This window comes from Roseomonas acroporae (genome assembly GCF_023223525.1).
Taxonomy (GTDB): domain Bacteria; phylum Pseudomonadota; class Alphaproteobacteria; order Acetobacterales; family Acetobacteraceae; genus Roseomonas_E; species Roseomonas_E acroporae.
The window spans coordinates 1-21,580 of sequence record NZ_JALPRX010000139.1 but is presented as its reverse complement, the minus strand read 5'-3'; the positions used below and the strand labels follow the sequence as shown (position 1 = coordinate 21,580).

Here is a 21,580-nt window from a genome sequence, read left to right as displayed (position 1 = left end):
GCGCCGGATCCTCAGCCCGGCGCCTGCCTCGCCCGCTTGCCGGCCTGCCGGAAGCCGGCCGCATCGGCGGCCGCCTGGCAGAAATAGGCACCCTGCCTCGTGGTGCCGTAATGCCGGCTGCCGCCGAGATGGTAGATCCGCCTTGCCGGGTTGCCCCAGACGATCTGGGTGCCGACGCAGGCCGTGCGCGCCTCGGATTCCGTCCGGTACTCGCGTGGGCCGTTCGCCCCGGACGCGCCGCCGGTGGCTGACGAGGCGGCCGCCGCCGGCCCAACGGCCGCGGCCGGCGTGGCACCGCCGCCCGACAGGCAGGTACGCATGAAGGCCCGGCGCGGCTCGCCGTGCAGCGACTGCCCGCGCGCCTCGGCGTTGCAGCGGCGCATCCGCTCGTGCTGCCCGCCGCGCAGCGGCTCGACGCCGGGGGGCGCTGCGGTGGCGGGGGTGACGGTGGCGGGCGGCAGGGCCGTCGGCTCCGCCGCGCGGCCAGGCGGGGCCCAGAATCCCAGCACGACCGGGATGGCGAGGCGGAGTAGCGTGCTGCGGATCATGGAAGCCTCCGGTGCGGTCGAAGCCTATCAGCCCGGAGGGATCATCTACCACAGGTAGAAATACTTTCCGATCATCTCCCTTATTATGCCGTATCGCCGCGTCCTCCTCCCGTCGCGATCGTGACGGAGCCGGGACGAGCCATTTCCTTCCGGCGAAGCGAGGCGGGACCAGGGCGTGCCCGCAAGGGGAAGCCGCGAAGGGATGGGGAGGGTCTTCCTGCCGGCCGGGAAGGCGTGCCGCCGCGATGCCATGACATCGTGGCAGGTGGCCGACGCCGCCGGCGCGGAAAGGACCCGCCGGACCGAGCCGATCTCCCCTCCCCCGCAGCCTACAGCGAACCGCGGTCCGGTTGAGCCTGCGGTTCGCTGTCGCTCGTTGTTCCCGGCGCGGCTTCACGCCGCCGGGCGTGTCCGCCCGTTGGCGATCCGCTCTATCCTTCCAGCAGCGCCTGCGCACAGGCGTCGAGGATCGCGTTCTCGTCCAGCCCGTACTCGGCATAGAGGTCCGGGATGTTGCCGGACTGGCCGAAATGGTCGACGCCGAGCGGCACCACGCGCTGCCCGCGCACCGCGCCCAGCCAGGCATGCGCCGCCGGGTGCCCGTCCAGCACCGTCACCAGCGCCGCGTCGCGCGCCAGCGGCGCCAGCAGCCGCTCCACATGGCTCGGTGCCGCCGGGCCGGAGCGCGCCGCGCGGCGTGCCGCCAGCCAGCCCGCGTGCAGCCGGTCCGGGCTGGTGATGGCGAGCAGCCCGGCGCCCGGCTCCTCCGCGCGCAGCGTGGCGAAGGCGGCCTCGGCCTCGGGCGCCACCGGGCCCTGGTAGGCGATGGCGATGCGCGCGCCCGGCGCCGGCGGCACCACCCAGTGGCCGCCGGCGATCACCGCCTCCGGGTCCAGCGTGCGGGCCGACTGCTCCAGCCCGCGCGTGGAGAGGCGCAGCCAGACGGCGGAGCCGTCCGGCTTCTGCATGTGCTCGAAGGCGAAGCGCAGCAGGATCGCCAACTCGTCGGCATGCGCCGGCTCGTAGCTCGCGAGGCGGTCCTGCGCCATGCCGAGCAGCGGCGTGTTGATCGACTGGTGCTGCCCACCCTCCGGCGCCAGCGTCAGGCCGGAGGGGGTCGAGACCAGCAGGAAGCGCGCATCCTGGTAGCAGGCGTAGATCAGCGCATCGAGGCCGCGGTTCACGAACGGGTCGTACACCGTGCCCACCGGCAGCAGCCGCGCGCCGTACAGGCTGTGCGACAGGCCGAGCGCGCCGAGCAGCAGGAACAGGTTCTGCTCGGCGATGCCGAGCTCGATGTGCTGCCCGTCCGGCGACATGCCCCAGCGCTGCGCGGAGGCGAGCTTGGCGTCGCGGAACACGTCGTTCTTGCGATGGCGGTCGAAGATGCCGCGCCGGTTCACCCAGGGGCCGAGATTGGTGGAGACGGTGACGTCCGGGCTGGTCGTCACGATGCGCGCGGCGAGCGGGGCGAACTCGCCCTGGCCGCGGCCGATCTCGGCCAGGATGTCGCCGAAGGCGGCCTGGGTGGCGATCTTCCGCCCCTCCGCCACCTTCGGCGCCGGGAAGGCGGCGGGCACCGGCACGACGGGGCTGCGCAGTGCCCGCCCTTCCGGCGCGAGCGGCCGGGCGAAGGGAACGCCGCGCAGGAATTCGCGCATCTCCGCCTCGGGCACGTCCAGCCCCTCGAACGGGTCCAGCTCGTGGCCGTCGCGGATGTGCAGGCTCTGCTTGAACTCCGCCATCTGCTCGCGGGTCATCAGTCCGGAGTGGTTGTCCTTGTGCCCGGCGAAGGGCAGGCCGATGCCCTTGATGGTGTAGGCGATGAAGCAGGTGGGCTGGTCGCCGGCGGCGGCCTGGGCGTGGAAGGCCTCCAGCAGCGTCTCGACGTCGTGGCCGCCGAGGTTGGTCATCAGCCCGGCCAGCTCGTCGTCCGAGAGCGGGTCGATGATGGCGCGTATCTCGGGCGAGCGGCCGAGATCGGCGAGCAGGATGTTGCGCCACGCCGCGCCGCCCTGGAAGGTGAGCGCCGAGTAGAGGCTGTTGGGGCAGTCGTCGATCCAGCGGCGCAGCGCCTCGCCGCCGGGGCGCGCGAAGGCGGCCTCCAGCCTGCGGCCGTACTTCAGGATGACGGCGTTCCAGCCCATGTCCCGGAACAGCCCCTCGATGCGGCCGAAGAGGCGGTCGGGAACGACGGAATCGAGGCTCTGGCGGTTGTAGTCCACCACCCACCAGACGTTGCGGATGTCGTGCTTCCAGCCCTCCAGCAGCGCCTCGTAGATGTTGCCCTCGTCCAGCTCGGCGTCGCCGACGATGGCGACGTGGCGCCCGGCCGGCACGTCCTCGCGGCCGAGGCGGTGCAGCTGCACGTAGTCCTGCACCAGGCTGCCGAAGCTGGTCAGCGCGACGCCGAGGCCGACCGAGCCGGTGGAGAAGTCCACCTCCGCGCCGTCCTTGACGCGCGAGGGGTAGGGCTGGATGCCGCCGAACTGGCGCAGCGTCAGCAGCCGCTCCGGCACCTGCCGGCCGAGCAGCAGGTTGACGGCATGGAACACCGGCCCGGCATGCGGCTTGACCGCGACGCGGTCCTCGGGCCGCAGCACGTCGAAGTAGAGCGCCGTCATGATCGAGACGACGGAGGCGGAGGAGGCCTGGTGCCCGCCCACCTTCAGCCCGTCGAGGTTGGGGCGGACGTGGTTGGCGTTGTGGATGGTCCAGGCGGAGAGCCAGAGGAGCTTGCGCTCCAGCGCGTGCAGGATGCGCAGGCGGCGTTCGGACGCGGCGGCGTCCCCGATGGCGTCTTCGGCCGCGACGGGAAGCTGGACGTTCATGCCCACCCCCTCGCGAGGCGCCGCAGCGCGGTGGCGGCGGGACGCCTTCCCTCGCCCACATAGGCTTCGTGGTATTCCTCGATCCGCGCCGGATCGTAGAGATAGTTGACCATCAGCCCGTTTCCCTCCCTGAGCCCCTTCTCGGAGACGTCGCCGCGCCAGTTCAGGCGTTCCACGCGCGCCCCGTTGGAGAGATGGAAATGCGCCACCGGATCGAGGGCGCGCCGGTTTCCTTCCCCCTTGCCTTCCACCAGCAGGTAGCGCGCGCAGAGCCTGGTCAGCACCGGCTCCACCACGCGCAGCGTCGGCTCGTCGCGCACCCAGCCGCGCCGGGCGAGGATGCGCGAGAGCGCCTCCGCGCCGGTCTCGGGCGCCGCCGCGTCGGTCGGGGCGGCGGTGCGCAGCGAGGCGGCCTCCTCCTCGCTCAGCAGCCCGGCATCGCCGCCTTCCAGCGCGCCGCGCAGCCAGCGCGCGAAGCCCGGCACCGGCGAGAGGGTCGCGAACTGCTTCAGGTTGCGGAATTCCTCGCCCAGCAGCGCCACCACGCGCTTGATCAGGAAATTGCCGAAGGAGATGCCGTCGAGGCCGCGCTGGCAGTTGCTGATGGAGTAGAAGATCGCCGTGTCCGCCTCGCGCGGGTCGAGCACCGGCGCCTTCTCGTCGAGCAGCTTCTGCACCGAGCCGGCGAGGCCGCGCACCAGCGCCGCCTCGACGAAGATCAGCGGCTCGTCGGGCATGCGCGGGTGGAAGAAGGCGTAGCAGCGGCGGTCGGAGTCGAGCCGGTTCTTGAGGTCGCGCCAGGTGCGGATGCGGTGCACCGCCTCGTAGCCCGCGAGCCGTTCCAGCAGCGCGGCCGGCGAGTTCCAGTCGATCCGCCGCAGGTCGAGGAAGCCCACGTCGAACCAGCTGGCGAGCAGCGCGCGCAGGTCGGCGTCCAGCGCCTGCAGCAGCGGCTCGCCCTTCTGGCGGGAAAGCAGGTCGGCGCGCAGGTCGACCAGGAACTTCACCCCGTTCGGGATGGTGGTGAGCTGCGTCAGCAGCCGGATGCGCGGCGGCTCCAGCACGCGGCGCAGCCGCGCCTTGGCGGTGGCGCGGGCCGCCGGGTCCGGCGCCTCGGCGACCGCCGCCATGGCCTGGGCGACCGCCGCGGTATCCGAATCGAACCCGGCCAGGGTGAGCAGGAAGTCGGTGCGGCCGGCCTCGTCGAGCGTCAGGTAGGCCTCGGCCAGCCGGGCGGCGCGGTTGCGGGCCGAGACCTCGCCGCCGCGCCCGTCGAGGCAGGCGCGCATCTGCTCGGCGATGCCCGCCGCCTCGGCGCCCGAGACGGTGGCGGCCATGTCGCGCCAGAGCGTGGCGACGCGGCGCATGGCGCGGTCGAAGAGGCCGGTCTGCGCGGCGAGATCGGACACCACGGCACTCCCTGCTGGCACGGGATGCCCGGGATATAGACCAGCGGCGGGCCGCCGTCTCGCCCAAGCCTGCCACCCGCCGGACGAGGCCGGCCGGGAAGCGCGGCACACCCCGCGTTCGCGGGGCGGCACCGCGCCGCCAGCCTCCCGCGCGGCGATGGGCGGAGGATCGCGGCGGCCGGCGGAGCAGGAGACCGGAGGCCGCCACCCGCCGCCGCCCCCCGTCTGTCGGCCGCCGGTCCAGCCGTCTATGCTGGGCCCCGGCGTGCCCGGGCCCGGCACCGACACGCCGGGGCCCGACACGCCGGGGCCATGCCGGCCCGCCCGGCAACGCCCCCTCTCCACCCCGGCTGCCCGATCCGGCCGCCCGGCAAAGGCCCCGCATGCCGCTCAACGAACCGCTCGCCCCCTCCGACCCGGAGGAGGCGGATCCCGTCGTCGGCCCGTCGAAGCCGCGGCTGCTCCGCCTGCTCGGACCCGGCCTGATCACCGGCGCCTCGGACGACGATCCCAGCGGCATCGCCACCTACAGCCAGGCCGGCGCGCAATTCGGCTACGCGCTGGGCTGGACCATGCTGTTCACCTACCCGCTGATGGTGGCGGTGCAGATGGTCAGCGCCCGGATCGGGCGCACCACCGGCCACGGCATCGCCGGCACGCTGCGCCGGCACTATCCGCGCTGGCTGCTGCGCGCCGCGGTGGCGCTGCTGCTCCTCGCCAACGTCATCAACCTCGGCGCCGATCTCGGCGCGATGGCCGACGCCGCGACGCTGCTGCTGCCCGGGCCCCGCGCCGGCTGGATCGTGCTGTTCTCGGCGCTCTGCATCGGCATGCAGGTCTTCCTGCGCTACGCCCGCTACGTCGCCGTGCTGAAGTGGCTGTCGCTGGCGCTGCTCAGCTACTTCGCGGCGCTGGCGGCGGTCGAGGTGGACTGGCCGGCCTTCCTCGCCGGGCTGCTGCTGCCGCGGATCGGCGCGGGTGGTGAGGCGCTCACCACCGTGGTCGCGATCCTCGGCACCACGATCAGCCCCTACCTGTTCTTCTGGCAGTCGGCGGAGGAGGTGGAGGACATGCACACCTATCCGCGCCGCCGCGCCCTGCTGGACGCGCCCGCCCAGGGCGCCCGCGCGCTGCACCGCATCGGGCTCGACACGCTGGTCGGCATGGGCTTCTCCAACCTGGTGGCGCTGGCGATCATCGTCACCACGGCGGCGACGCTGCACCGGGCCGGGATCACCGACATCGCCACCTCGGCCGAGGCGGCCGAGGCACTGCGGCCGATCGCCGGCCCCTTCGCCTTCGCCGTCTTCGCCCTCGGCATCGTCGGCACCGGGCTGCTCGCCGTGCCGGTGCTGGCGGGCTCGGCCGCCTACGCGGTGGGCGAGGCGCTGGAATGGCCGACCGGCTTCTCCCGCCGCTGGCGCGAGGCCCGGGCCTTCTACGCCACGGTGGCGGTGGCGACCCTCGCCGGGATGGCGATGAACTTCGCCGGGATCGACCCGATCCGGGCGCTCTACGGCAGCGCGGTGCTGAATGGCGTGATCGCCGTGCCGGTGATGGCGGTGATGATGCTGATGGCGTCGCGGCGCGACGTCATGGGGGAATTCGCGGTGACGGGCTGGCTGCGCGGGCTCGGCTGGCTGGCGACGCTGCTGATGGGCCTGGCCACGCTCGGCATGCTCGCCACGATGTGGTAGTTTTTCATGCCCTCAATCGCCGGGCGCCGCCTCCGGCGGCCTGGCTCGCCGCATTGGCGGCGGGCCGCGGTCGCGGCCTCGGCCCGGCAGGCCGGGCCGCCGTTCTTTTCTCCTGCCCTCAGTCGCCGGGCGCCGCCTCCGGCGGCCTGGCTCGCCGCATGGGCGGCGGGCCGCGTTCGCGGCCTCGGCCCGGCAGGCCGGGCCGCCGTTCTTTTCTCATGCCCTCAGTCGCCGGGCGCCGCCTCCGGCGGCCTGGCTCGCCGCATTGGCGGCGGGCCGCGTTCGCGGCCTCGGCCCGGCAGGCCGGGCCGCCGCTTTTTCTGCCCTCAGTCGCTGGGCTTTGCCGCAGGGGGGTGCCCGGACCGGCCGGCACGCCCTGCGCGCCCGGCCTCGCCGGTCAGTCCTGCTGGATGCCGAGCGAGGCGACGAGGCCGCCGATGTCGCGCACCTGCTGCTGCACCAGGGCGGTGAATTCGGGCGGGCCGAGCGGGGTGCCGGTGAAGCCGCGCTCGTCGAGGCGGCGGCGGATGTCGGGCTGGGCGAGGACGGCCATCACCTCGGTGTTCAGGCGCGCCACCACCGGGGCCGGCAGGTTGGCGGGGCCGCTGAGGCCGACCCAGTTGTCGATCAGGATATTGGGATAGCCGAGCTCGCGCATCGTCGGCACGTCGGGCGCCATGGGCGCGCGCTCGTGGCTGGAGACGGCCAGGGCGCGCAGCCGGCCGGCGCGGATGTTCTCGATCGTGTCGGGCAGCACGTCGAGGCCGAGGCCGAGGCTGCCGCCCAGCAGCTCCGCCTGCATCGGGGCGCTGCCGCGATAGGGAACGTGGTTCATGCGCGCGCCGGTGTCGCGCTCGATCATCACGCCGAGGATGTGCGGCACGGAGCCGGTGCCGGAGGAGCCGAAGGCGACGGGACCGGGCTGCGCCCTGATCCAGGCGACCAGGGCGGGAAAGTCGGCGGCCGGGATCACGGCGGCGTTGGTGGTGATCACCGCGGGGGCGGTGCCGATCCAGGTGACGTGGGTGAAGGAGCGCACCGGGTCGTAGCCCGGCCGCGCGTAGAGCGGCGGCGAGGTGACGATCGGCGCGGTGTTGCTCAGCATCAGCGTGTAGCCGTCGGCCGGCTGCTGCGCGACATGCGCCGCGCCGATGGTGCCGCCGGCACCCGGCTTGTTGTCCACCACGAAGCGGGCCTGCATGCGCTGGCCGAGCGCATCCGCCAGCACGCGGGCGACGATGTCGGAGGCGCCGCCGGGCGGGAAGACCACGACGATGCGCACCGGGCGCGCCGGCCAGGCGGGCTGCGCGCGGGCGGCGGGCGCGCCGAGAGCCAGCAGGCCGAGCAGCAGCAGAGGCAGCAGGGCAAGTCGGCGCATGCGCCTTCCTTTCGGGCTTTGCGAAAGTGCGAAAGGTAGACAGCAATATCCGTGCCAGCCGGAGGCGACGGCCGGGCCCGCGCCCGCCGCCGCTGGTTCCGCCCACGCGACGATCAGCGACGGCGCGCTTCCGCCCCGGGCCGAGGCAGGCCGCCGGCATGGCGGCTGCCGGGCCGCCCCTACCCTTCCGCCAGCACCGCCTCCGCCTCGCGCACCACCTCCTCCAGCGCGCCGGGCGCGAAGGGCGAGATCAGCCCGGCCGAGTTGACCAGTTCGCCGAAGGGTGCCGCGCCGCCGCGGGCGCAGAGGGCGATGTAGGCGTCGAGCGTCGCCCGCTCGTCGCGCCGCGAGCGGACCCAGAGCTGCATCGCGCAGCACAGCGCCAGCGTGTAGTCGATGTAGTAGAGCGGCGAGTTGTAGATGTGCTGCTTGGCCTGCCAGCGGCCGCCCTTCGCGGGATAGGCGAGGTCGCCGTAGTCGGCCCAGGGCATGTACAGCCGCTCCAGCCGCTGCCACGCCGCATGGCGCTCGGCCGGGCTCATGCCGGGGTTCTCGTACACCTCGTGCTGGAAGTGGTCGACGCAGACGCCGTAGGGCAGGAAGGCCAGGCTGGTGACGAGCTGCAGGCGCAGGTAGCGCCGCGTCGCCGCCTCGCCCACCAGCAGGTCGATGTGCGGCAGGGTGAGGAATTCGAGGCCCATCGAGTGGATCTCGGCTGCCTCCATGGTCGGCCAGAGCTGGTCGATGCCGGGCAGGTGGCGGCTCTCCCAGTTCTGGAAGGCATGCCCCATCTCGTGCGTGAAAACGCCGATGTCGCCGTGCGTGCCGTTGAAGTTGGCGAAGATGAAGGGCACGCCGTAGGTCGGGAAGGAGGTGCAGAAGCCGCCCCCCGCCTTGCCCTTGCGGTTGTCGAGGTCGAGGAAGCCGCCCTCCAGCATCATGCGGTAGAAGTCGCCCATGCGCGGGTCCATGCGGTCGAACATGGTCTGCGCGCGCTCGGAGAGGAGTTCCACGCCGCCGACGGGCTTCGGGTTGCCCTCGGGGTCGACCAGCGCCTCGTCCCAGAAGCGCAGCCGGTCCCAGCCGTTCTCCCGCCGGCGCTGCTCCAGCAGCCGCCCGACCAGCGGCACGACGTGCTCGCGCACCGCCTCGCGGTAGCGGGCCACCTCGGCCGGGCCGTAGTCGGTGCGGCGCATGCGGCGGTAGCCGAGGGCCAGGTAGTTCCCGTAGCCGAGCTTGCGCGCCATGCCGTGGCGCAGCCGCACCAGCCCGTCATAGAGGGAGTCGAGCTCCTCGCCGTGCTCGGCGAAGAAGTTCCAGCGCGCCGCCTCGGCGCGGTGGCGCGTGTCGCGGTCGTGGCTCTCCGCGTAGGGGGCGAGGCCGGAGAGGTTGACCGTCTCGCCGTCGAGCGGCAGGCGGGCGCCGGCCAGCAGCTCGGTGTAGCGGGCACCGAGCTTCGACTCCTCCTCCATGTCGGCCGCGATCACCGGCTCGAAGGTGGTGACGTCGGTCTCCCACAGGCGCACGACGTGATGGCCCGCCAGCAGCTCCAGCCCGGCGCGGTCGGGATCGGCGAGCAGGCGGCGCTTGGTGGCGACGTCGTGCGCCGTGGCGGCCGGATCGAGCGCGTCGGCGTATTCGCGCGCGGCCTTGCGCTCGGGGTCGGCGGTGTCCTGGGCGAAGCGCAGGTGCACCAGCGCGTTCCAGTCGCCATACGCGCGGCGGAAGCGGTCCCACTCGCGCAGCGCCTCGGCCCGGGCATCGGGGTCGTTGCGGTCGAGCAGCGCGTTGATGAGCGCGAAGCGCTGGTCCAGCCCCTCGCGCGTCGGCGTCTCGGCGGTGATGTCGGCGAAGCGGAGACTCATGGCGTGTCCTTCTGGGCGTAGCCGTCCGGGCCTGGGCGTGCCGTTCCGGGCGCACCCTTCCGGGCCGGCCCTGCCGGGGCCGTTTCCCCCGGTGCCGGGCGAGGCGGCGCCGGCACGATCCGGCGCCGGGCACCGGACGGCAAGAGGGACGCGACGGCGGGACATGACGGCGGGCGCCCGGTCCCGTGGGGAGGATGCCGCGGGGTGGAAGGCGGCGGGGCGGCCCCGCCATTGCCGGGCCGCGCCACCCCTGTGCGGCGCCCGCTTCCTGTGCCAGAGAATTCGGGAGACGGCTTCCGGGAGGGCCTTTTCCGTCCGCCGCTCCGGCATGCCGGGCGATGGCGGCGCCCTGCCCGGCGCCCGCAAGGCAGGAGGAAACCCGCATGACCCGTCCCGCACCCGGCCACGGCGCCGCCGCCACGCGGCGCCTCCTGCTCGGCACCGCCCTGGCCGCCGGCGCCGGCGCCATGATCCGTCCGGCCCGCGCCGCCGAGTACCCGGACCGCCCGATCCGCCTCGTCGTCCCCTACTCGCCAGGCGGCCTGACCGACACCACGGCGCGGCTGACCGGCGAGGCGATCGGGGCGGCGCTCGGGCAGACCGTGGTGGTGGAGAACCGGCCGGGCTCCAACAGCATCCTCGGCGCCGGCACGGTCGCGAACAGCCCGCCCGACGGCTACACGCTGGTGATGGTGATCGGCGCCCACGCCGCCAACGCCACGCTCTACGCCGGCCGGCTGCCCTTCGACCCGATCGCCAGCTTCGCGCCGATCTCGCACGTGGTGACGACGCCGCTGGTGCTGGCCGGCAGCCGCCACATCCCGCCGACCACCCTGCGTGAGCTGCTCGACTACGCGAAGGCGCGGCCGGGGCAGGTGAATTACGGCTCCTCCGGCGTCGGCAGCGCGGCGCACCTCGCCATGGAGGACCTGATGCGCCGCACCGGGGTGCAGATGGAGCACGTTCCCTATCGCGGCACCCAGCCGGCGCTGCAGGACCTGCTGGCCGGGCGGCTCGGCTGCATGTTCGACGTGTATTCCTCCTTCGGGCCGCATCTGGAGGCGAACACCATCCGCGGCCTCGGCGTCGCCAGCACGGAGCGCCCGCCCTTCGCGCGGGGCATCCCCACCATCATCGAGGGCGGCGTGCCGGACTTCGAGGCGAGCGCCTGGTGCCTGCTGCTCGCCCCCGCGCGCACCCCGCCCGCGATCGTCGAGCGCCTCTCGGCCGCCGTGGCCGGGATGCGGCGGGACCCGGCGATGGTGGCGCGGCTGGACGGGCTCGGCCTCACCCCGGTCGGCAGCACGCCGGACGAGGCGGCGCGCTTCCTGCGCGCCGAGATCGACCGCTGGGGCGCGGTGATCAGGGCCGCGAAGGTGCAGGTCGAATGACGGGGCGGCGGCAGCCGGCGCGGAACCGACCGCGCGGGGTGCCGCAAGGGGTCCGGGACCCGGATCCGGCCGCCGACGCGATCCCGCCGCCTCCACGCCGGGCCGGCCTGCGCTTCCGGTCGCGGCCGCAGGCGCTCCCCGTGTTGGAGCAGCCGCATTTTTGAGATAGGCTGAAGCCCGCGGCGTCAGGCGAGCGCGGGGGTTGCGCATGCAAGGTCGGTGGCGGGCGATGGCCCTGGCTCTCGCGGGGGCGATCTCCCCGCTCCTGCCGCCGCCCGGCCGGGCCGAGACGGCGGTGATCGCGCGCGCCGGCGCCTGGTCCGCCTTCTCGGGCACCGCCAACGACGGCACGCGGGTCTGCGGCGCCTCGGTGGCGGGCGACGAGGAACGCTACCTCGGCATCAAGCACTTCGCCGGCAACGACTACTTCGTCGTGCAGCTCGTGAAGTCGTCCTGGCGCATCCCGGCGCGCACGCGCATCCCGGTGCGCATGGCCGTGGACCGGGCACCGGCCTGGAACGCCGCCGCCCTCGGCAGCAACAGCACCGTGGAGTTCCGCATCAACCTCGACGCGCTCGACGAGTTCATCAACGTCGTCAGCGCCGGGGCCGCGATGCGCGTCTCGTTCACCGAGGGGTCCGAGAACGACTGGAACGTCAGCCTGCGCGGCTCCTCGGCCATCATGGCCGCCATGCTGCGCTGCGTGCGCACCTTCACCGCGCCCACGGCCACGCCGCCCTTGGCCACGCCCCCCTCGGCCGGCACCAAGCCGGTCGGCCGCCCGGGTGGGCCGGCGGCCGGCGGCCAGCCCTATGCGGGAGGCGGCGCCGATCCCTATCGCGAGCCGTCCGCCAGCCAGCCCTTCGCCGGGCAGGCGGGCGGGCAGCCCTTCGGCGGCCAGGCCGCGCCGATGCGGCCCCCGGTGCAGCAGGCCCCGGCGCAACCCTATGCCGACGGCATGGCGGGCGACGGCGCGCCGCTCCCGCTGAAACCCGGCCGCTGAGGAAAGCCGCCCGTCGCGAGGCGGACGCCGCGCGGCCCGCCGGGCGTCCCTCCCGACCGGGCGTCCACCCGGGATGCGGCGATCGCCGCCACCATGCGACCGCGCGATCCGCGTCGCCTGCCTCCATGCATTGTGGGCCGCCATGCATTATGGACCGCCATGCATTATGGACAGCATGACTGACCGATATTGCATCGCAGCATCGCCTTGGCCTACCGTGCGGGTCAGGCCCTCCCCGGGCGCCGCGGCAGCGGAGGCAGTCCCTGAACCAGATCGATCGTCCCATCATCCTTCCCGCCCCGCGGAAGGGGCCGCAGGCGGGCGCCACCCTGCCAGCCTCGCCGCACACGCCGTGGGAGGACGCGGCGGCGCTGGTGATCGGCGTCACCATGGTCTCGCTCGGCCTCGTCCTGTACGGCGAGGCGCGGCTGACCACGAGCGGGCTGGCCGGCCTCGCGCTGCTGCTGAGCTACGCGACGCCGCTCGACACCGGCACGCTGTTCTTCCTGCTGAACCTGCCCTTCATGCTGTTCGGCCTGCGCATGATGGGCCGGCGCGTCCTGCTGCGCACGCTCCTCACCATCGCCGCGGTGGCGGTGACGACCCGGCTCGCCCCGCACCTGATCGTCATCGGCTGGGTGTCGCCGACCTACGCGGCGGTGGCGGGCGGCATCCTGCTCGGCATGGGCGTGCTCAGCCTGCTGCGGCACCGCACCGGGCTCGGCGGCACCAACCTCGTCGCCATGTACCTGCAGGAACGGTACGGCTGGAGCGCGGGCTGGACCCAGCTCGCCTTCGACACGCTGGTGATGCTGGGCGCCCTGTTCGCGCTCGACTGGCACCAGGTGGCGCTTTCCATGGTCGGGGCGCTGGTGCTGAACCTGATCGTGGCCATGAACCACAAGCCCGGGCGTTATCTCGGGGTGAGCTGAGGCGGGATCGGCGCGCGGCGGCCCGAGGGCGCCGCCGGCCCCGATCCGGCGGCACTTCCCGTCCTCGCCTTCAACGGCGCCCGGCGGCCTCCGCCCATTGCCGCGCGGCTGGCCGCGCCGCCGCATCCGCCCCGGCGGCCCCGCGAGCCGGGTCGCGGCCGGGATGTCCCTCCCCGCCCCGTTCGGGCGGCGCCTGCCCGCGCCCCGACCGGCCCTCGCGCAGACCGGCCGCGAGCAGGCGCCCGTCACCGGTGATGTCGGTGCGCTGGCGCGGCAGGGCGTCCGGGTATTCCGATTGCAGGAAGTCGATCATCTTCTCGCGCACCTCGCAGCGCAGGTCGAAGGCGGCGGGGCCGGAGCGGGCGCTGACCAGGATGCGCAGCTCCACCATGTTGGCCGGCGCGTCCGTCACCTGGAGCACCGCCACCTTGCGGTCCCAGAGCGGGCTCGCCCGCACGATCTCCTGCAGCCGCGCGCGCAGCCGGTCGAGCGGCACGCCGTAGTCCACGTGCAGGAACACCGAGCCGAGCAGGTCCGCGCTCTCGTGCGTCCAGTTCTGGAACGGCTTCTCGATGAAGTAGGAGAGCGGCACGATCAGCCGGCGCAGGTCCCAGACGCGGATCACCACGTAGGTGCTGCCGATGCTCTCGACCCAGCCCCACTCGCCCTCGACCACCACCGCGTCCTCCAGCCGGATCGGCTGGGTGAGCGCGATCTGGATGCCGGCCAGCAGGTTGGCGAGCAGCGGCCGTGCCGCGAGGCCGAGCACGAGGCCGGCGGCGCCGGCCGAGGCGAACAGGCTGACGCCGTACTGCCGCACCTGGTCGCTGGTCATCAGCGCGGCGCCCACGGTGACGATGATGATGAGCGTCTGCGCCGCGCCGCGCAGGATCCGCACCTGCGTCACCGCCTTGCGCGCCAGCAGGTTGTCCTCGATGTCCACCTTGACGCGACTGAGGTAGAGATCCGAGGACAGGCGCAGCGCGGTGACCGCCATCCAGCCCACGGTCAGCACGAAGCCACCGAGCAGCAGGTGGGCGATGGCGATGGTGGTGCTGCCGACGAACTGCGCCGTCGGCAGGGCGAAGCCCATGGCGAGCAGCACCAGCATGGCGCAGAGCGGCCATTGGCTGCGGCCGATCAGCGTCTGCGCGAAGGGGCTGAAGCGCCCGGCGAAGCGGTAGAGCCGGCGCAGGATCAGGCGGAACAGCAGCAGCGGCACGCTGGCCGCGGCGATCAGGATCACCGTGCCGACGAGCCAGCCGGGCGCCCAGCCGAGCGCCTCGCGGATGGCGTCGGCGCTCGCGGTCAGAACGTTGTTGAGCATGCCGGGACGGGACTCCTTCCGGCCGGGGCATCGCGCTGCGGTCGTCGGCGCGCGACGCGTCATCGGGGCGGGCACGGCGCGTGGGATGCGGTGGCGGCCGGACGGGGCAGCCGGCGCGCGGCGACGGGGCAGCCGGCAGGCCATGCCGACCCGCCGCCGGCTGCCCCGGCGTCACCGGCGGGGCGGAGGCGTGGCCGCTGGCGGCGGGTGTCTCAGTGCTTGCGCGATCGCTTCCGGCGGGTGGGCTTCGGCGTCATCGCCGACAGCACCGACTTCTGCTGCTGCCGGACCACCGTCCTGGCGGCGGCGGCGTACAGGGCGGCGCCGGTCGCGACCCAGCGGTTGGCCATGGAAAGCCACAGGCTTCGGGGAGAGCCGCGCATGTAGGCTCCTTTCGCGGGGTTTGCTGCAAGGCAAAAAACGCGGCGGTGCCGAGGGTTGCGCCGGGCGACGCATTTTTCATGGAAAGCGCCCGCCTTCCACGGCGGGCGCGCGGAACGGCCGGGCGCCGCTGGGGCAGCCCGGAAGCCGGTCGATCCTCGCGGAGCGATACCCCCGGAGGAATGCCCGGCAAGGCCGGCCGCGAGCCGATCCCGCCCGGGGATCGCGGCCGGCCCGGCCGGTTCAGCTCGGCAGGAAGTCCGGCACCGAGAGGTAGCGCTCGCCCGTGTCGTAGTTGAAGCCGAGCACCCGGGCCCCCTTGGGCAGTTCCGGCAGCTTCTGCGCGATGGCGGCGAGCGTGGCGCCCGAGGAGATGCCGACCAGCAACCCCTCCTGCCGCGCGGAGCGGCGGGCGTATTCCTTGGCGTCGTCCGGTGCCACCTGGATCACGCCGTCCAGCAGGTCGGTGTGCAGGTTCTTCGGGACGAAGCCCGCGCCGATGCCCTGGATCGGGTGCGGCGCCGGCTTGCCGCCGGAGATGACCGGGGAGGTGGTCGGCTCCACCGCGAACACCTTCAGGTTCGGGAAGCGCGGCTTGAGCACCTGCGCGACGCCGGTGATGTGGCCGCCCGTGCCGACGCCGGTGATCAGCGCGTCGATCCCCTCGGGGAAATCGGCCAGGATCTCCTCGGCGGTGGTGCGGACGTGCACGTCGATGTTGGCCGGGTTCTCGAATTGCTGCGGGATCCAGGCGCCCGGGGTCTGCTCGGCCAGTTCCTGCGCGCGGGCGATGGCGGCCTTCATGCCGCCCTCGCGCGGGGTGAGGTCGAAGGTGGCGCCGTAGGCCTGCATCAGCCGGCGGCGCTCCACCGACATCGATTCCGGCATGACGAGGACGAGCTTGTAGCCCTTCACCGCCGCCGCCATGGCCAGGCCGACGCCGGTGTTGCCCGAGGTCGGCTCGATGATGGTGGCGCCCGGCTTGAGGCGGCCATCGGCCTCGGCGGCCTCGATCATGGCCAGCCCGATGCGGTCCTTGATCGAACCGCCCGGGTTGCTCCGCTCGGACTTGATCCAGACCTCGGCCTCGGGGAAGAGGCGGCCGAGGCGGATATGCGGCGTGTTGCCGATGGTTTCCAGAACGCTGGCGGCCTTCATCTCGGATCTCCCGTGCCCTTGGCGTGATTACGCGACGATACACACGTATCGAGGGGAATATAAGCGCCGACGCGCCGTCCCGGCACCGGCCCATGCCCGCGCGCCTGCGCCCCGCCCGACACGGCGCGGCACGCTTCGGGCCGCCCGGTCGGGAAGCCTGCGGCAGCGCCCCCCTGGGCTGCCGGCATCGCGGTTGCCTATTCCGCCTCCCTGGCACAAATCGTGGCATGAACGCCGAACGTCCCGAAGATCCGGCCCGGCCCCAGATGCGAGCATCGCCCATGCCCGAGACCGCTCCGCCTCCCCTCGATGCGAACGAGCCCCTCGCCGCCGCCGTCGCGGCGGAGCGGGAGGCGCAGGTCGCCTTCCTGGCCGAGCTGGTGAAGGTGCCCTCCGACAACCCGCCGGGCGACTGCGCCGCGCATGGCGAGCGCGCCGCGGCGCTGCTGGAGGGGCTGGGCTGGACCGTCGAGCGCCATCCGGTGGCGCCGGCGCTCTGCGCCGCCAACGGCATGCGCTCGGCCACCAACCTGATCGTGCGGCGGCGTTTCGGGCCCGCGGGAGAGGCCCCCGAGGGAGAGGCCCCCGAGGGAGAGGCCGAGGGAGAGAATGGCGGGCCGGTGATCGCGCTGAACGCGCATGGCGACGTGGTGCCGCCGGGCGAGGGCTGGACGAAGGACCCCTACGGCGCCGAGATCGTGGATGGCCGCATGTACGGACGCGGCGTCGCCGTCTCCAAGAGCGACTTCGCCACCTACGCCTTCGCGCTGCGCGCGCTGGAGCGGGCCGGCCTCGCGCTGCGCGGCACGGTGGAGCTGCACCTCACCTACGACGAGGAGGCGGGCGGCGAGATCGGGCCGGCGCTGATCCTCAGGGAAGGGCTGAGCAGGCCCGATCTCGCCGTCTGCGCCTCCTTCTCCTACGCCGTGACGGTGGCGCATGCGGGCTGCCTGCACCTGGAGGTGACGCTGCACGGCAAGCAGGCGCACGCCGCCATGCCGCAGACCGGCGTCGACGCGCTGGAGGCGGCGACCGAGGTGCTGCGCGACCTCTACGCCGAGCGGGCAAGGCTGCGCGGCGTGGTCTCGGCGACGCCGGGGCTGGGTTCAGCGGCCGTCACGGTCGGGCTGATCTCGGGCGGGGTGAACACCAACGTGGTGCCGGACAAGGTGGTGATGCGCCTCGACCGCCGCATGATCCCCGAGGAGAATCCGTCCGAGGTGGAGGCCGGGCTGCGTGCGCTGATCGAGACGGCGGCCGCGCGGATCCCGGGCGCGCGGGTCGAGATCCGGCGCATCCTGCTGGCCCGCGCGCTGGTGCCGACCGAGGCCTCGCTGGCGCTGGCCGAGCGCTTCACGCGGGAGGCGAGCGCGGTGTTCGGCACCGAGGTGAGGACGACCGGCGTGCCGCTCTACACCGATGCGCGCCACTATGCCGAGGCCGGCATCCCGACCGTGCTCTACGGCGCCGGGCCGCGCACCATCCTGGAGGCCAACGCGCACCGGGCCGACGAGAACGTGCCGCTCGACGACCTGCACCGCGCGACGGTGGTGGTGGCGCGCGTGCTGGCCGAGGTGCTGGCGGCGTAGCGGCCCTGCCCGCGCGGGGCCGGCGGATTGCCGGCGAACGCGGCGGAGCGGCCGGCCATGGCGAAGGCGAGGCCGGCATACCCGGCTGCGCCACCCCGCCGGGAGAGACGGCCCCGGAGGCCGGGACCATCCTCGGCCCGACTCGAGGTTTCCAAAGGTCCCGTGGCCTTTGGTTGGGTGGGGTGCGGGGAGGGCGACGCCCTCCCCACGGCCCCCAATTCAGGAGGAAAGTCCCCGCCATGCGAGCCCTGGTCTGCGAATCCTGGCGCGACTTCGACGAGCTGGAGCTGCGCGACATCCCCCCGCCGCCGCTGCGGCCCGGCGCGGTGCGGATCGCCATCGCCGCCGCCGGCGTCTCCTTCGCGACGCAGCTCGTGGTGGCCGGCAAGTACCAGCGCCGCCCGCCCCTGCCCTTCACGCCCGGCACCGAGGTGGCCGGCACGGTGCTGGAGGTGGCGCCGGACGTGACCGGGTTGCGTCCCGGCCAGCGCGTCTTCGCGGTGCTGGACTGGGGCGGCCTGGCCGAGCAGGCGGTGGCGGACGCGATCCATGTGGTGCCGCTGCCCGATTCGCTGCCGCTGGCGCCGGCCGTGGCGATGCCGATCAGCTACCCCACCGCCGCCTCCGCCCTGCTGTGGCGGGCGCGGCTGGAGCCCGGGCAGTGGGTGCTGGTGCAGGGTGCCGCGGGCGGCGTCGGGCTGGCCGGGGTGGAGGTGGCGCGGGCGATCGGCGCGCGGGTGATCGCGCGGGCGGGGGCGGCCAAGCATGCCGGGCTGCGCGAGCGCGGCGCCGAGGCGGTGCTGGACAGCGCCCTGCCCTTCCGCGACGCGGTGCGCGACATCACGGGCGGCGCCGGGGTGGCGGCGGTGCTCGACCCGATCGGCGGCGACGCGTTCGACGAATCGCTGCGCTGCCTCGGCGATGGCGGCACGCTGGTGACGATCGGCTATGCCGCCGGCGGCATCCCGACCCTGCCGATCAACCTGCTGCTGCTGAAGAACATCGCGGTCGCCGGGCTGAACTGGGGCACCTACATCGGCTGGTCGCCGGGCGACGGGCGGGAGCGTCATGCCGAAAGGGTGCGGGCGCTGTGGGACCAACTGGTCGGCTGGTGGGCGGCGGGACTGCTGCGGCCCGAGGTCCATGCCAGCTTCCCGCTGGACGAATTCCGGGCCGCGATGGCGGAGGTTCGGTCGCGTCGCGCCACGGGGCGGGTGGTGATCGAGCCCTGAGGCGGCGCGAGGCGGCAGGCCACGGCATCGCCGCCCGCGCGTCACGTTGACGGCCGGGGCCGCCTTCCCTATACGGCGCCTCCACGGAGAGGTGCCGGAGCGGTCGATCGGGGCGGTCTCGAAAACCGTTGTACTGTCACAGGTACCGTGGGTTCGAATCCCACCCTCTCCGCCAGCGACCTGTCCCGAACGCTCCCGGGTAGTCCCAAGCAGCGCCTAGGCCACTGATTTTCGGCCTATTGCCTCTCCCGACCCATCCCGCACAATCCCACCCTGCCGCATACCGAAACGGGTAGGAGCCGGGTAGGCCTCCCCTCCCCGGCCGGGTATGCGCGGGAGGGGTCTATGCCGCTGACGGACAAGCAAATTCGCGCCGCCAAGCCACGCGAGAGGCCCTACCGCCTCGGCGACGGGGCCGGCCTCTACCTGGAGGTGGCGCCCGGCGGCGCCAAGCTGTGGCGCCTACGCTACCAGATCGCCGGCCGGGAGAGCATGACCGCCCTCGGCCGCTACCCGGAGGTGTCGCTGGCTGAGGCCCGGGAGCGGCGCGCGGCGGCGCGGGCCGGCCTGCGCGCCGGGCGGACGCCGGCCGCCGAGGCCGCGCAGCGCCGGCAGGAGGCGGCGGTGGCCGAGGCCAGCCGCTTCGAGGCCGTGGCGCGCGAGTGGCACGCGGCGCGCCTGCCGACCTGGAAACCCGTCCACGCGGCCGACGTGCTGGACAGCCTGGAACGGCTGGTGTTCCCGGCGCTGGGCGCCCTGCCCGTCCGGCAGATCACGCCTTCGATGGTCCTGGCGGTGCTGCGCGCCATCGAGGCGCGGCCGGCCGTGGAGACCGCGCATCGCGTCCGGCAGCGCATGTCGGCGATTTTCGTCCATGCCATCGCCACCGACCGCGGCGACGCCGACCCCGCTGCCGTCGTGAAACCGGCCCTCATGCCGGTCGAGCGCGGCCGGCAGCCGGCGATCACCGACCTGGCCGGCGTGCGGGAGGTGCTGGCGAGGGCCGAGGCGATCCCGGCTCACCCGGCGACGCGCCTGGCGTTGCGCCTGCTGGCCCTGACCGCCACCCGGCCGGGCGAGGTCCAGGGCGCGGGCTGGCGGGAGTTCGAAGGGCTGGACGGCCCGGAGCCGCTGTGGCGGATCCCGCCGGAGCGGGCAAAAATGGGCCGGGAGCACTTGGTGCCGCTGGCGCCGCAGGCCGTCGCCGTGGTGGAGGCGGCGCGGCGCCTGTCCGGCCGCCACCCGCACCTGTTCCCGAACAGCCGGCATGCCCACAAGCCGATGAGCGAGAACGCCCTGGGCTACCTGCTGAACCGGGCCGGCTACCACAGCCGGCACGTCCCGCACGGCTGGCGGGCGGCGTTCTCCAGCATCATGAACGAGCGGTTCCCGGCCGACCGGGCGGTGATCGACCTGATGCTGTCGCACGTCTCGGAGGATCGGGTGGAGGCGGCCTACAATCGGGCCCAGCACATGCCGCGGCGGCGCGAGCTGGCGCGGCTGTGGGCGGACATGCTGCTGGACGGCATGCCCGAGCCCGCTACGCTGCTGGCCGGGCCCCGGCGGTAGGCTCGGGTCGGCGCTCGGCCGTCAGCGCGGACAGCCACGTCTCGATATCCGTCTCCCGCCAGCGGACCACGCCGCCGCCGAGTTGCATGGGGCGCGGGAACGTGCCGGCGCCCATGCGGCGGTAGATCGTGGAGCGGCCGAGGCCGACGCGATCCGTCACGTCCTCCAGTCGTAGCAGACGCTCACTCATCCCCGCCCGCGCCTCCCTCGCCCGCGCCGGCGTTCGCCACGGTCAGCAGCACCGCGGCGTGGCAGTGGTCCGGCTGGCCGGGCGCCGGCAGCGGGCACCAGCAGGCCAGGTTCCAGCCGCGCAGCGTCGGCAGTTCCCGCAGGATGCGCTCCCGCCGCCCCGGGCCTGCCGGGTAGCCCATGTCCGCGCCGTCGTCCGAGAGCCAGGCGCGGTAGTTCTCGGCGGCCGTGGCGCGAACCTCCTCCAGCGTCGGGGTGGTGCGCTCCTGCCATTCCTCCAGCAGGTCAGTGATCGTCCAGGGGTTGCCCCACCGGCTCGGCCGGGACACCACCACCGTGTTCTCCGGCATGCGCCACCCGCGCACGCGCCGGAGCTGGATGCGCTGGGGGGTCACGGCTCGCCTCCCTCGCCCGCGCTGCCAAGGAGGCGCTGCGACCCGGCGAGTTGCGGAAACAGCGTCCGCCAGTCCACCGAGCAATCCCCCGTGGCGTCCGGCTCGCCCCAGCCGGCTGGCTTCGGCGCCCAGGCGACGAACTCGAACACGCCGTGCGGATCGGCGTCCAAGTCAGCGCCTGTGCCGGTCAGGATGGCCGGGATGCGGACGACGTTGGTGGGACAGGTGCTCTCCTCGACCCAATAGCGGAGCGTGTCCGTGTCGCTCCACTCCGACTGCTCGACCACGAACCACACCGGCTCTGCCGGAGTGCTGTCGCGCAGTCGCAGCAGCATGAAGCCGGGGGTTTCCGCTCGGGCCATCACGCCTCCTCCTTATCCTCACGCGGCATTGGCATGCCGATTTCGAGGTCGAGTTCCACCCAGTGCTCGTCGTCCATCTGGTCAAGCTCGTCGTCTGGCAGGCAGCGCAAAGGGTGGCTCATGTGCTCGTAGAGGAAGGCTTCGGCCGCGTTCCGAGGCTCGTTGTAGATCATGAGCTTTGGATCGCGGCTCGGGCCGTGCTCGCCGACCTCCTCGCCGAACCAGACGTGGACGCGGCACTGATCGCAGCAGAGATGGAATGTGCGGGACACGGCTAGTCTCCCTCGCCGGCCGGGCGCGCGGTGGCGTCGTTCTTCTTGACCC

19 protein-coding genes and 1 tRNA gene are annotated in these 21,580 nt (G+C 73.7%); 8 read left to right on the top strand and 12 right to left on the bottom strand.

All coding sequences use genetic code 11. The annotated features are described in order from the left end of the window. Nucleotides 1-11 precede the first annotated feature (11 nt). The 3 genes from M0638_RS25375 to M0638_RS25365 form a co-directional block, all read right to left on the bottom strand. Nucleotides 12-548 (bottom strand): PsiF family protein, encoded by a 537-nt coding sequence (locus M0638_RS25375; RefSeq protein WP_248669753.1) that lies wholly within the window; start codon nt 546-548, stop codon nt 12-14. Between the two features lie 431 nt (nt 549-979). Beyond that, nucleotides 980-3,379, bottom strand: coding sequence for a 1-deoxy-D-xylulose-5-phosphate synthase N-terminal domain-containing protein (locus tag M0638_RS25370; protein WP_248669752.1), 2,400 nt, complete (start codon nt 3,377-3,379; stop codon nt 980-982). Then, the gene (locus tag M0638_RS25365) at nt 3,376-4,788 is read right to left on the bottom strand and encodes a malonyl-CoA decarboxylase domain-containing protein (RefSeq protein WP_248669751.1); all 1,413 of its coding nucleotides are present in this window, start codon (nt 4,786-4,788) and stop codon (nt 3,376-3,378) included. The genes M0638_RS25370 and M0638_RS25365 overlap by 4 nt, the downstream gene beginning before the upstream one ends. A gap of 383 nt (nt 4,789-5,171) precedes the next feature. On the opposite strand from M0638_RS25365, the gene M0638_RS25360 reads away from it, so the two are divergent. After that, nucleotides 5,172-6,485 (top strand): NRAMP family divalent metal transporter, encoded by a 1,314-nt coding sequence (locus M0638_RS25360; RefSeq protein WP_248669750.1) that lies wholly within the window; start codon nt 5,172-5,174, stop codon nt 6,483-6,485. A 397-nt stretch (nt 6,486-6,882) separates the two neighbouring features. Here the strand turns inward: M0638_RS25360 and M0638_RS25355 are convergent, their stop codons facing one another. Continuing rightward, entirely contained in the window at nt 6,883-7,863 is a 981-nt protein-coding gene (locus M0638_RS25355) for a Bug family tripartite tricarboxylate transporter substrate binding protein (RefSeq protein ID WP_248669749.1), read from the bottom strand. A 179-nt stretch (nt 7,864-8,042) separates the two neighbouring features. Beyond that, entirely contained in the window at nt 8,043-9,728 is a 1,686-nt protein-coding gene (locus M0638_RS25350) for a M3 family oligoendopeptidase (RefSeq protein ID WP_248669748.1), read from the bottom strand. 383 nt (nt 9,729-10,111) lie between these two features. On the opposite strand from M0638_RS25350, the gene M0638_RS25345 reads away from it, so the two are divergent. From M0638_RS25345 to M0638_RS25335, 3 genes are all read left to right on the top strand, one after another. After that, nucleotides 10,112-11,119 carry a Bug family tripartite tricarboxylate transporter substrate binding protein gene (locus tag M0638_RS25345; RefSeq protein WP_248669747.1) on the top strand — a complete coding sequence of 336 codons (1,008 nt, stop codon included), beginning with the start codon at nt 10,112-10,114 and terminating at the stop codon, nt 11,117-11,119. A gap of 229 nt (nt 11,120-11,348) precedes the next feature. Continuing rightward, on the top strand, nt 11,349-12,122 hold the full coding sequence (locus M0638_RS25340) for a hypothetical protein (RefSeq protein WP_248669746.1): 774 nt from the start codon (nt 11,349-11,351) through the stop codon (nt 12,120-12,122). A 374-nt stretch (nt 12,123-12,496) separates the two neighbouring features. Beyond that, nucleotides 12,497-13,054, top strand: a complete 558-nt coding sequence (locus M0638_RS25335) for a YitT family protein (protein ID WP_248669745.1) — start codon at nt 12,497-12,499, stop codon at nt 13,052-13,054. A 70-nt stretch (nt 13,055-13,124) separates the two neighbouring features. Here the strand turns inward: M0638_RS25335 and M0638_RS28995 are convergent, their stop codons facing one another. From M0638_RS28995 to cysK, 3 genes are all read right to left on the bottom strand, one after another. Further along, nucleotides 13,125-14,381 carry a mechanosensitive ion channel family protein gene (locus tag M0638_RS28995; RefSeq protein ID WP_282572293.1) on the bottom strand — a complete coding sequence of 419 codons (1,257 nt, stop codon included), beginning with the start codon at nt 14,379-14,381 and terminating at the stop codon, nt 13,125-13,127. A 212-nt stretch (nt 14,382-14,593) separates the two neighbouring features. Continuing rightward, entirely contained in the window at nt 14,594-14,764 is a 171-nt protein-coding gene (locus M0638_RS25320; RefSeq protein ID WP_248669744.1) for a hypothetical protein, read from the bottom strand. A gap of 241 nt (nt 14,765-15,005) precedes the next feature. Then, complete coding sequence (gene cysK, locus M0638_RS25315; RefSeq protein ID WP_248669743.1) at nt 15,006-15,920, bottom strand: cysteine synthase A; 915 nt, start codon at nt 15,918-15,920, stop codon at nt 15,006-15,008. Between the two features lie 281 nt (nt 15,921-16,201). Between cysK and M0638_RS25310 the strand changes: the two genes are divergently transcribed. The 4 genes from M0638_RS25310 (at nt 16,202) to M0638_RS25295 (ending at nt 20,310) form a co-directional block, all read left to right on the top strand. Further along, entirely contained in the window at nt 16,202-17,509 is a 1,308-nt protein-coding gene (locus tag M0638_RS25310; RefSeq protein ID WP_248669742.1) for a M20/M25/M40 family metallo-hydrolase, read from the top strand. A 239-nt stretch (nt 17,510-17,748) separates the two neighbouring features. Beyond that, complete coding sequence (locus M0638_RS25305) at nt 17,749-18,741, top strand: NADPH:quinone oxidoreductase family protein (protein WP_248669741.1); 993 nt, start codon at nt 17,749-17,751, stop codon at nt 18,739-18,741. Between the two features lie 85 nt (nt 18,742-18,826). Continuing rightward, nucleotides 18,827-18,916: transfer RNA gene (locus M0638_RS25300), tRNA-Ser, on the top strand. Between the two features lie 170 nt (nt 18,917-19,086). Then, on the top strand, nt 19,087-20,310 hold the full coding sequence (locus M0638_RS25295; protein WP_248669740.1) for a tyrosine-type recombinase/integrase: 1,224 nt from the start codon (nt 19,087-19,089) through the stop codon (nt 20,308-20,310). On the opposite strand, the gene M0638_RS25290 is transcribed toward M0638_RS25295, so the two are convergent. From M0638_RS25290 to M0638_RS25275, 4 genes are read right to left on the bottom strand one after another with little or no spacing between them, the layout of a single operon-like run. Beyond that, nucleotides 20,282-20,500 (bottom strand): helix-turn-helix transcriptional regulator, encoded by a 219-nt coding sequence (locus M0638_RS25290; protein ID WP_248669739.1) that lies wholly within the window; start codon nt 20,498-20,500, stop codon nt 20,282-20,284. The genes M0638_RS25295 and M0638_RS25290 overlap by 29 nt on opposite strands. After that, complete coding sequence (locus tag M0638_RS25285) at nt 20,493-20,894, bottom strand: DUF4326 domain-containing protein (protein WP_248669738.1); 402 nt, start codon at nt 20,892-20,894, stop codon at nt 20,493-20,495. The genes M0638_RS25290 and M0638_RS25285 overlap by 8 nt, the downstream gene beginning before the upstream one ends. Beyond that, entirely contained in the window at nt 20,891-21,229 is a 339-nt protein-coding gene (locus tag M0638_RS25280; RefSeq protein ID WP_248669737.1) for a hypothetical protein, read from the bottom strand. Before M0638_RS25280 ends, M0638_RS25285 begins: the two co-directional genes overlap by 4 nt. Nucleotides 21,230-21,255: 26 nt before the next feature. Further along, a complete protein-coding gene (locus M0638_RS25275; RefSeq protein ID WP_248669736.1) occupies nt 21,256-21,528 on the bottom strand; it encodes a hypothetical protein in 273 nt (90 codons plus the stop codon). Nucleotides 21,529-21,580 lie beyond the last annotated feature (52 nt).

Coding starts and splice junctions, on each gene's coding strand:
- M0638_RS25370 (WP_248669752.1), bottom strand. CDS start 3,379: ATGAACGTCCAGCTTCCCGTCGCGGCCGAAGACGCCATCGGGGACGCC.
- M0638_RS28995 (WP_282572293.1), bottom strand. CDS start 14,381: ATGCTCAACAACGTTCTGACCGCGAGCGCCGACGCCATCCGCGAGGCG.
- M0638_RS25290 (WP_248669739.1), bottom strand. CDS start 20,500: ATGAGTGAGCGTCTGCTACGACTGGAGGACGTGACGGATCGCGTCGGC.
- M0638_RS25355 (WP_248669749.1), bottom strand. CDS start 7,863: ATGCGCCGACTTGCCCTGCTGCCTCTGCTGCTGCTCGGCCTGCTGGCT.
- M0638_RS25345 (WP_248669747.1), top strand. CDS start 10,112: ATGACCCGTCCCGCACCCGGCCACGGCGCCGCCGCCACGCGGCGCCTC.
- M0638_RS25360 (WP_248669750.1), top strand. CDS start 5,172: ATGCCGCTCAACGAACCGCTCGCCCCCTCCGACCCGGAGGAGGCGGAT.
- M0638_RS25295 (WP_248669740.1), top strand. CDS start 19,087: ATGCCGCTGACGGACAAGCAAATTCGCGCCGCCAAGCCACGCGAGAGG.
- M0638_RS25375 (WP_248669753.1), bottom strand. CDS start 548: ATGATCCGCAGCACGCTACTCCGCCTCGCCATCCCGGTCGTGCTGGGA.
- M0638_RS25350 (WP_248669748.1), bottom strand. CDS start 9,728: ATGAGTCTCCGCTTCGCCGACATCACCGCCGAGACGCCGACGCGCGAG.
- M0638_RS25305 (WP_248669741.1), top strand. CDS start 17,749: ATGCGAGCCCTGGTCTGCGAATCCTGGCGCGACTTCGACGAGCTGGAG.
- cysK (WP_248669743.1), bottom strand. CDS start 15,920: ATGAAGGCCGCCAGCGTTCTGGAAACCATCGGCAACACGCCGCATATC.
- M0638_RS25310 (WP_248669742.1), top strand. CDS start 16,202: ATGCCCGAGACCGCTCCGCCTCCCCTCGATGCGAACGAGCCCCTCGCC.
- M0638_RS25320 (WP_248669744.1), bottom strand. CDS start 14,764: ATGCGCGGCTCTCCCCGAAGCCTGTGGCTTTCCATGGCCAACCGCTGG.
- M0638_RS25280 (WP_248669737.1), bottom strand. CDS start 21,229: ATGCTGCTGCGACTGCGCGACAGCACTCCGGCAGAGCCGGTGTGGTTC.
- M0638_RS25340 (WP_248669746.1), top strand. CDS start 11,349: ATGGCCCTGGCTCTCGCGGGGGCGATCTCCCCGCTCCTGCCGCCGCCC.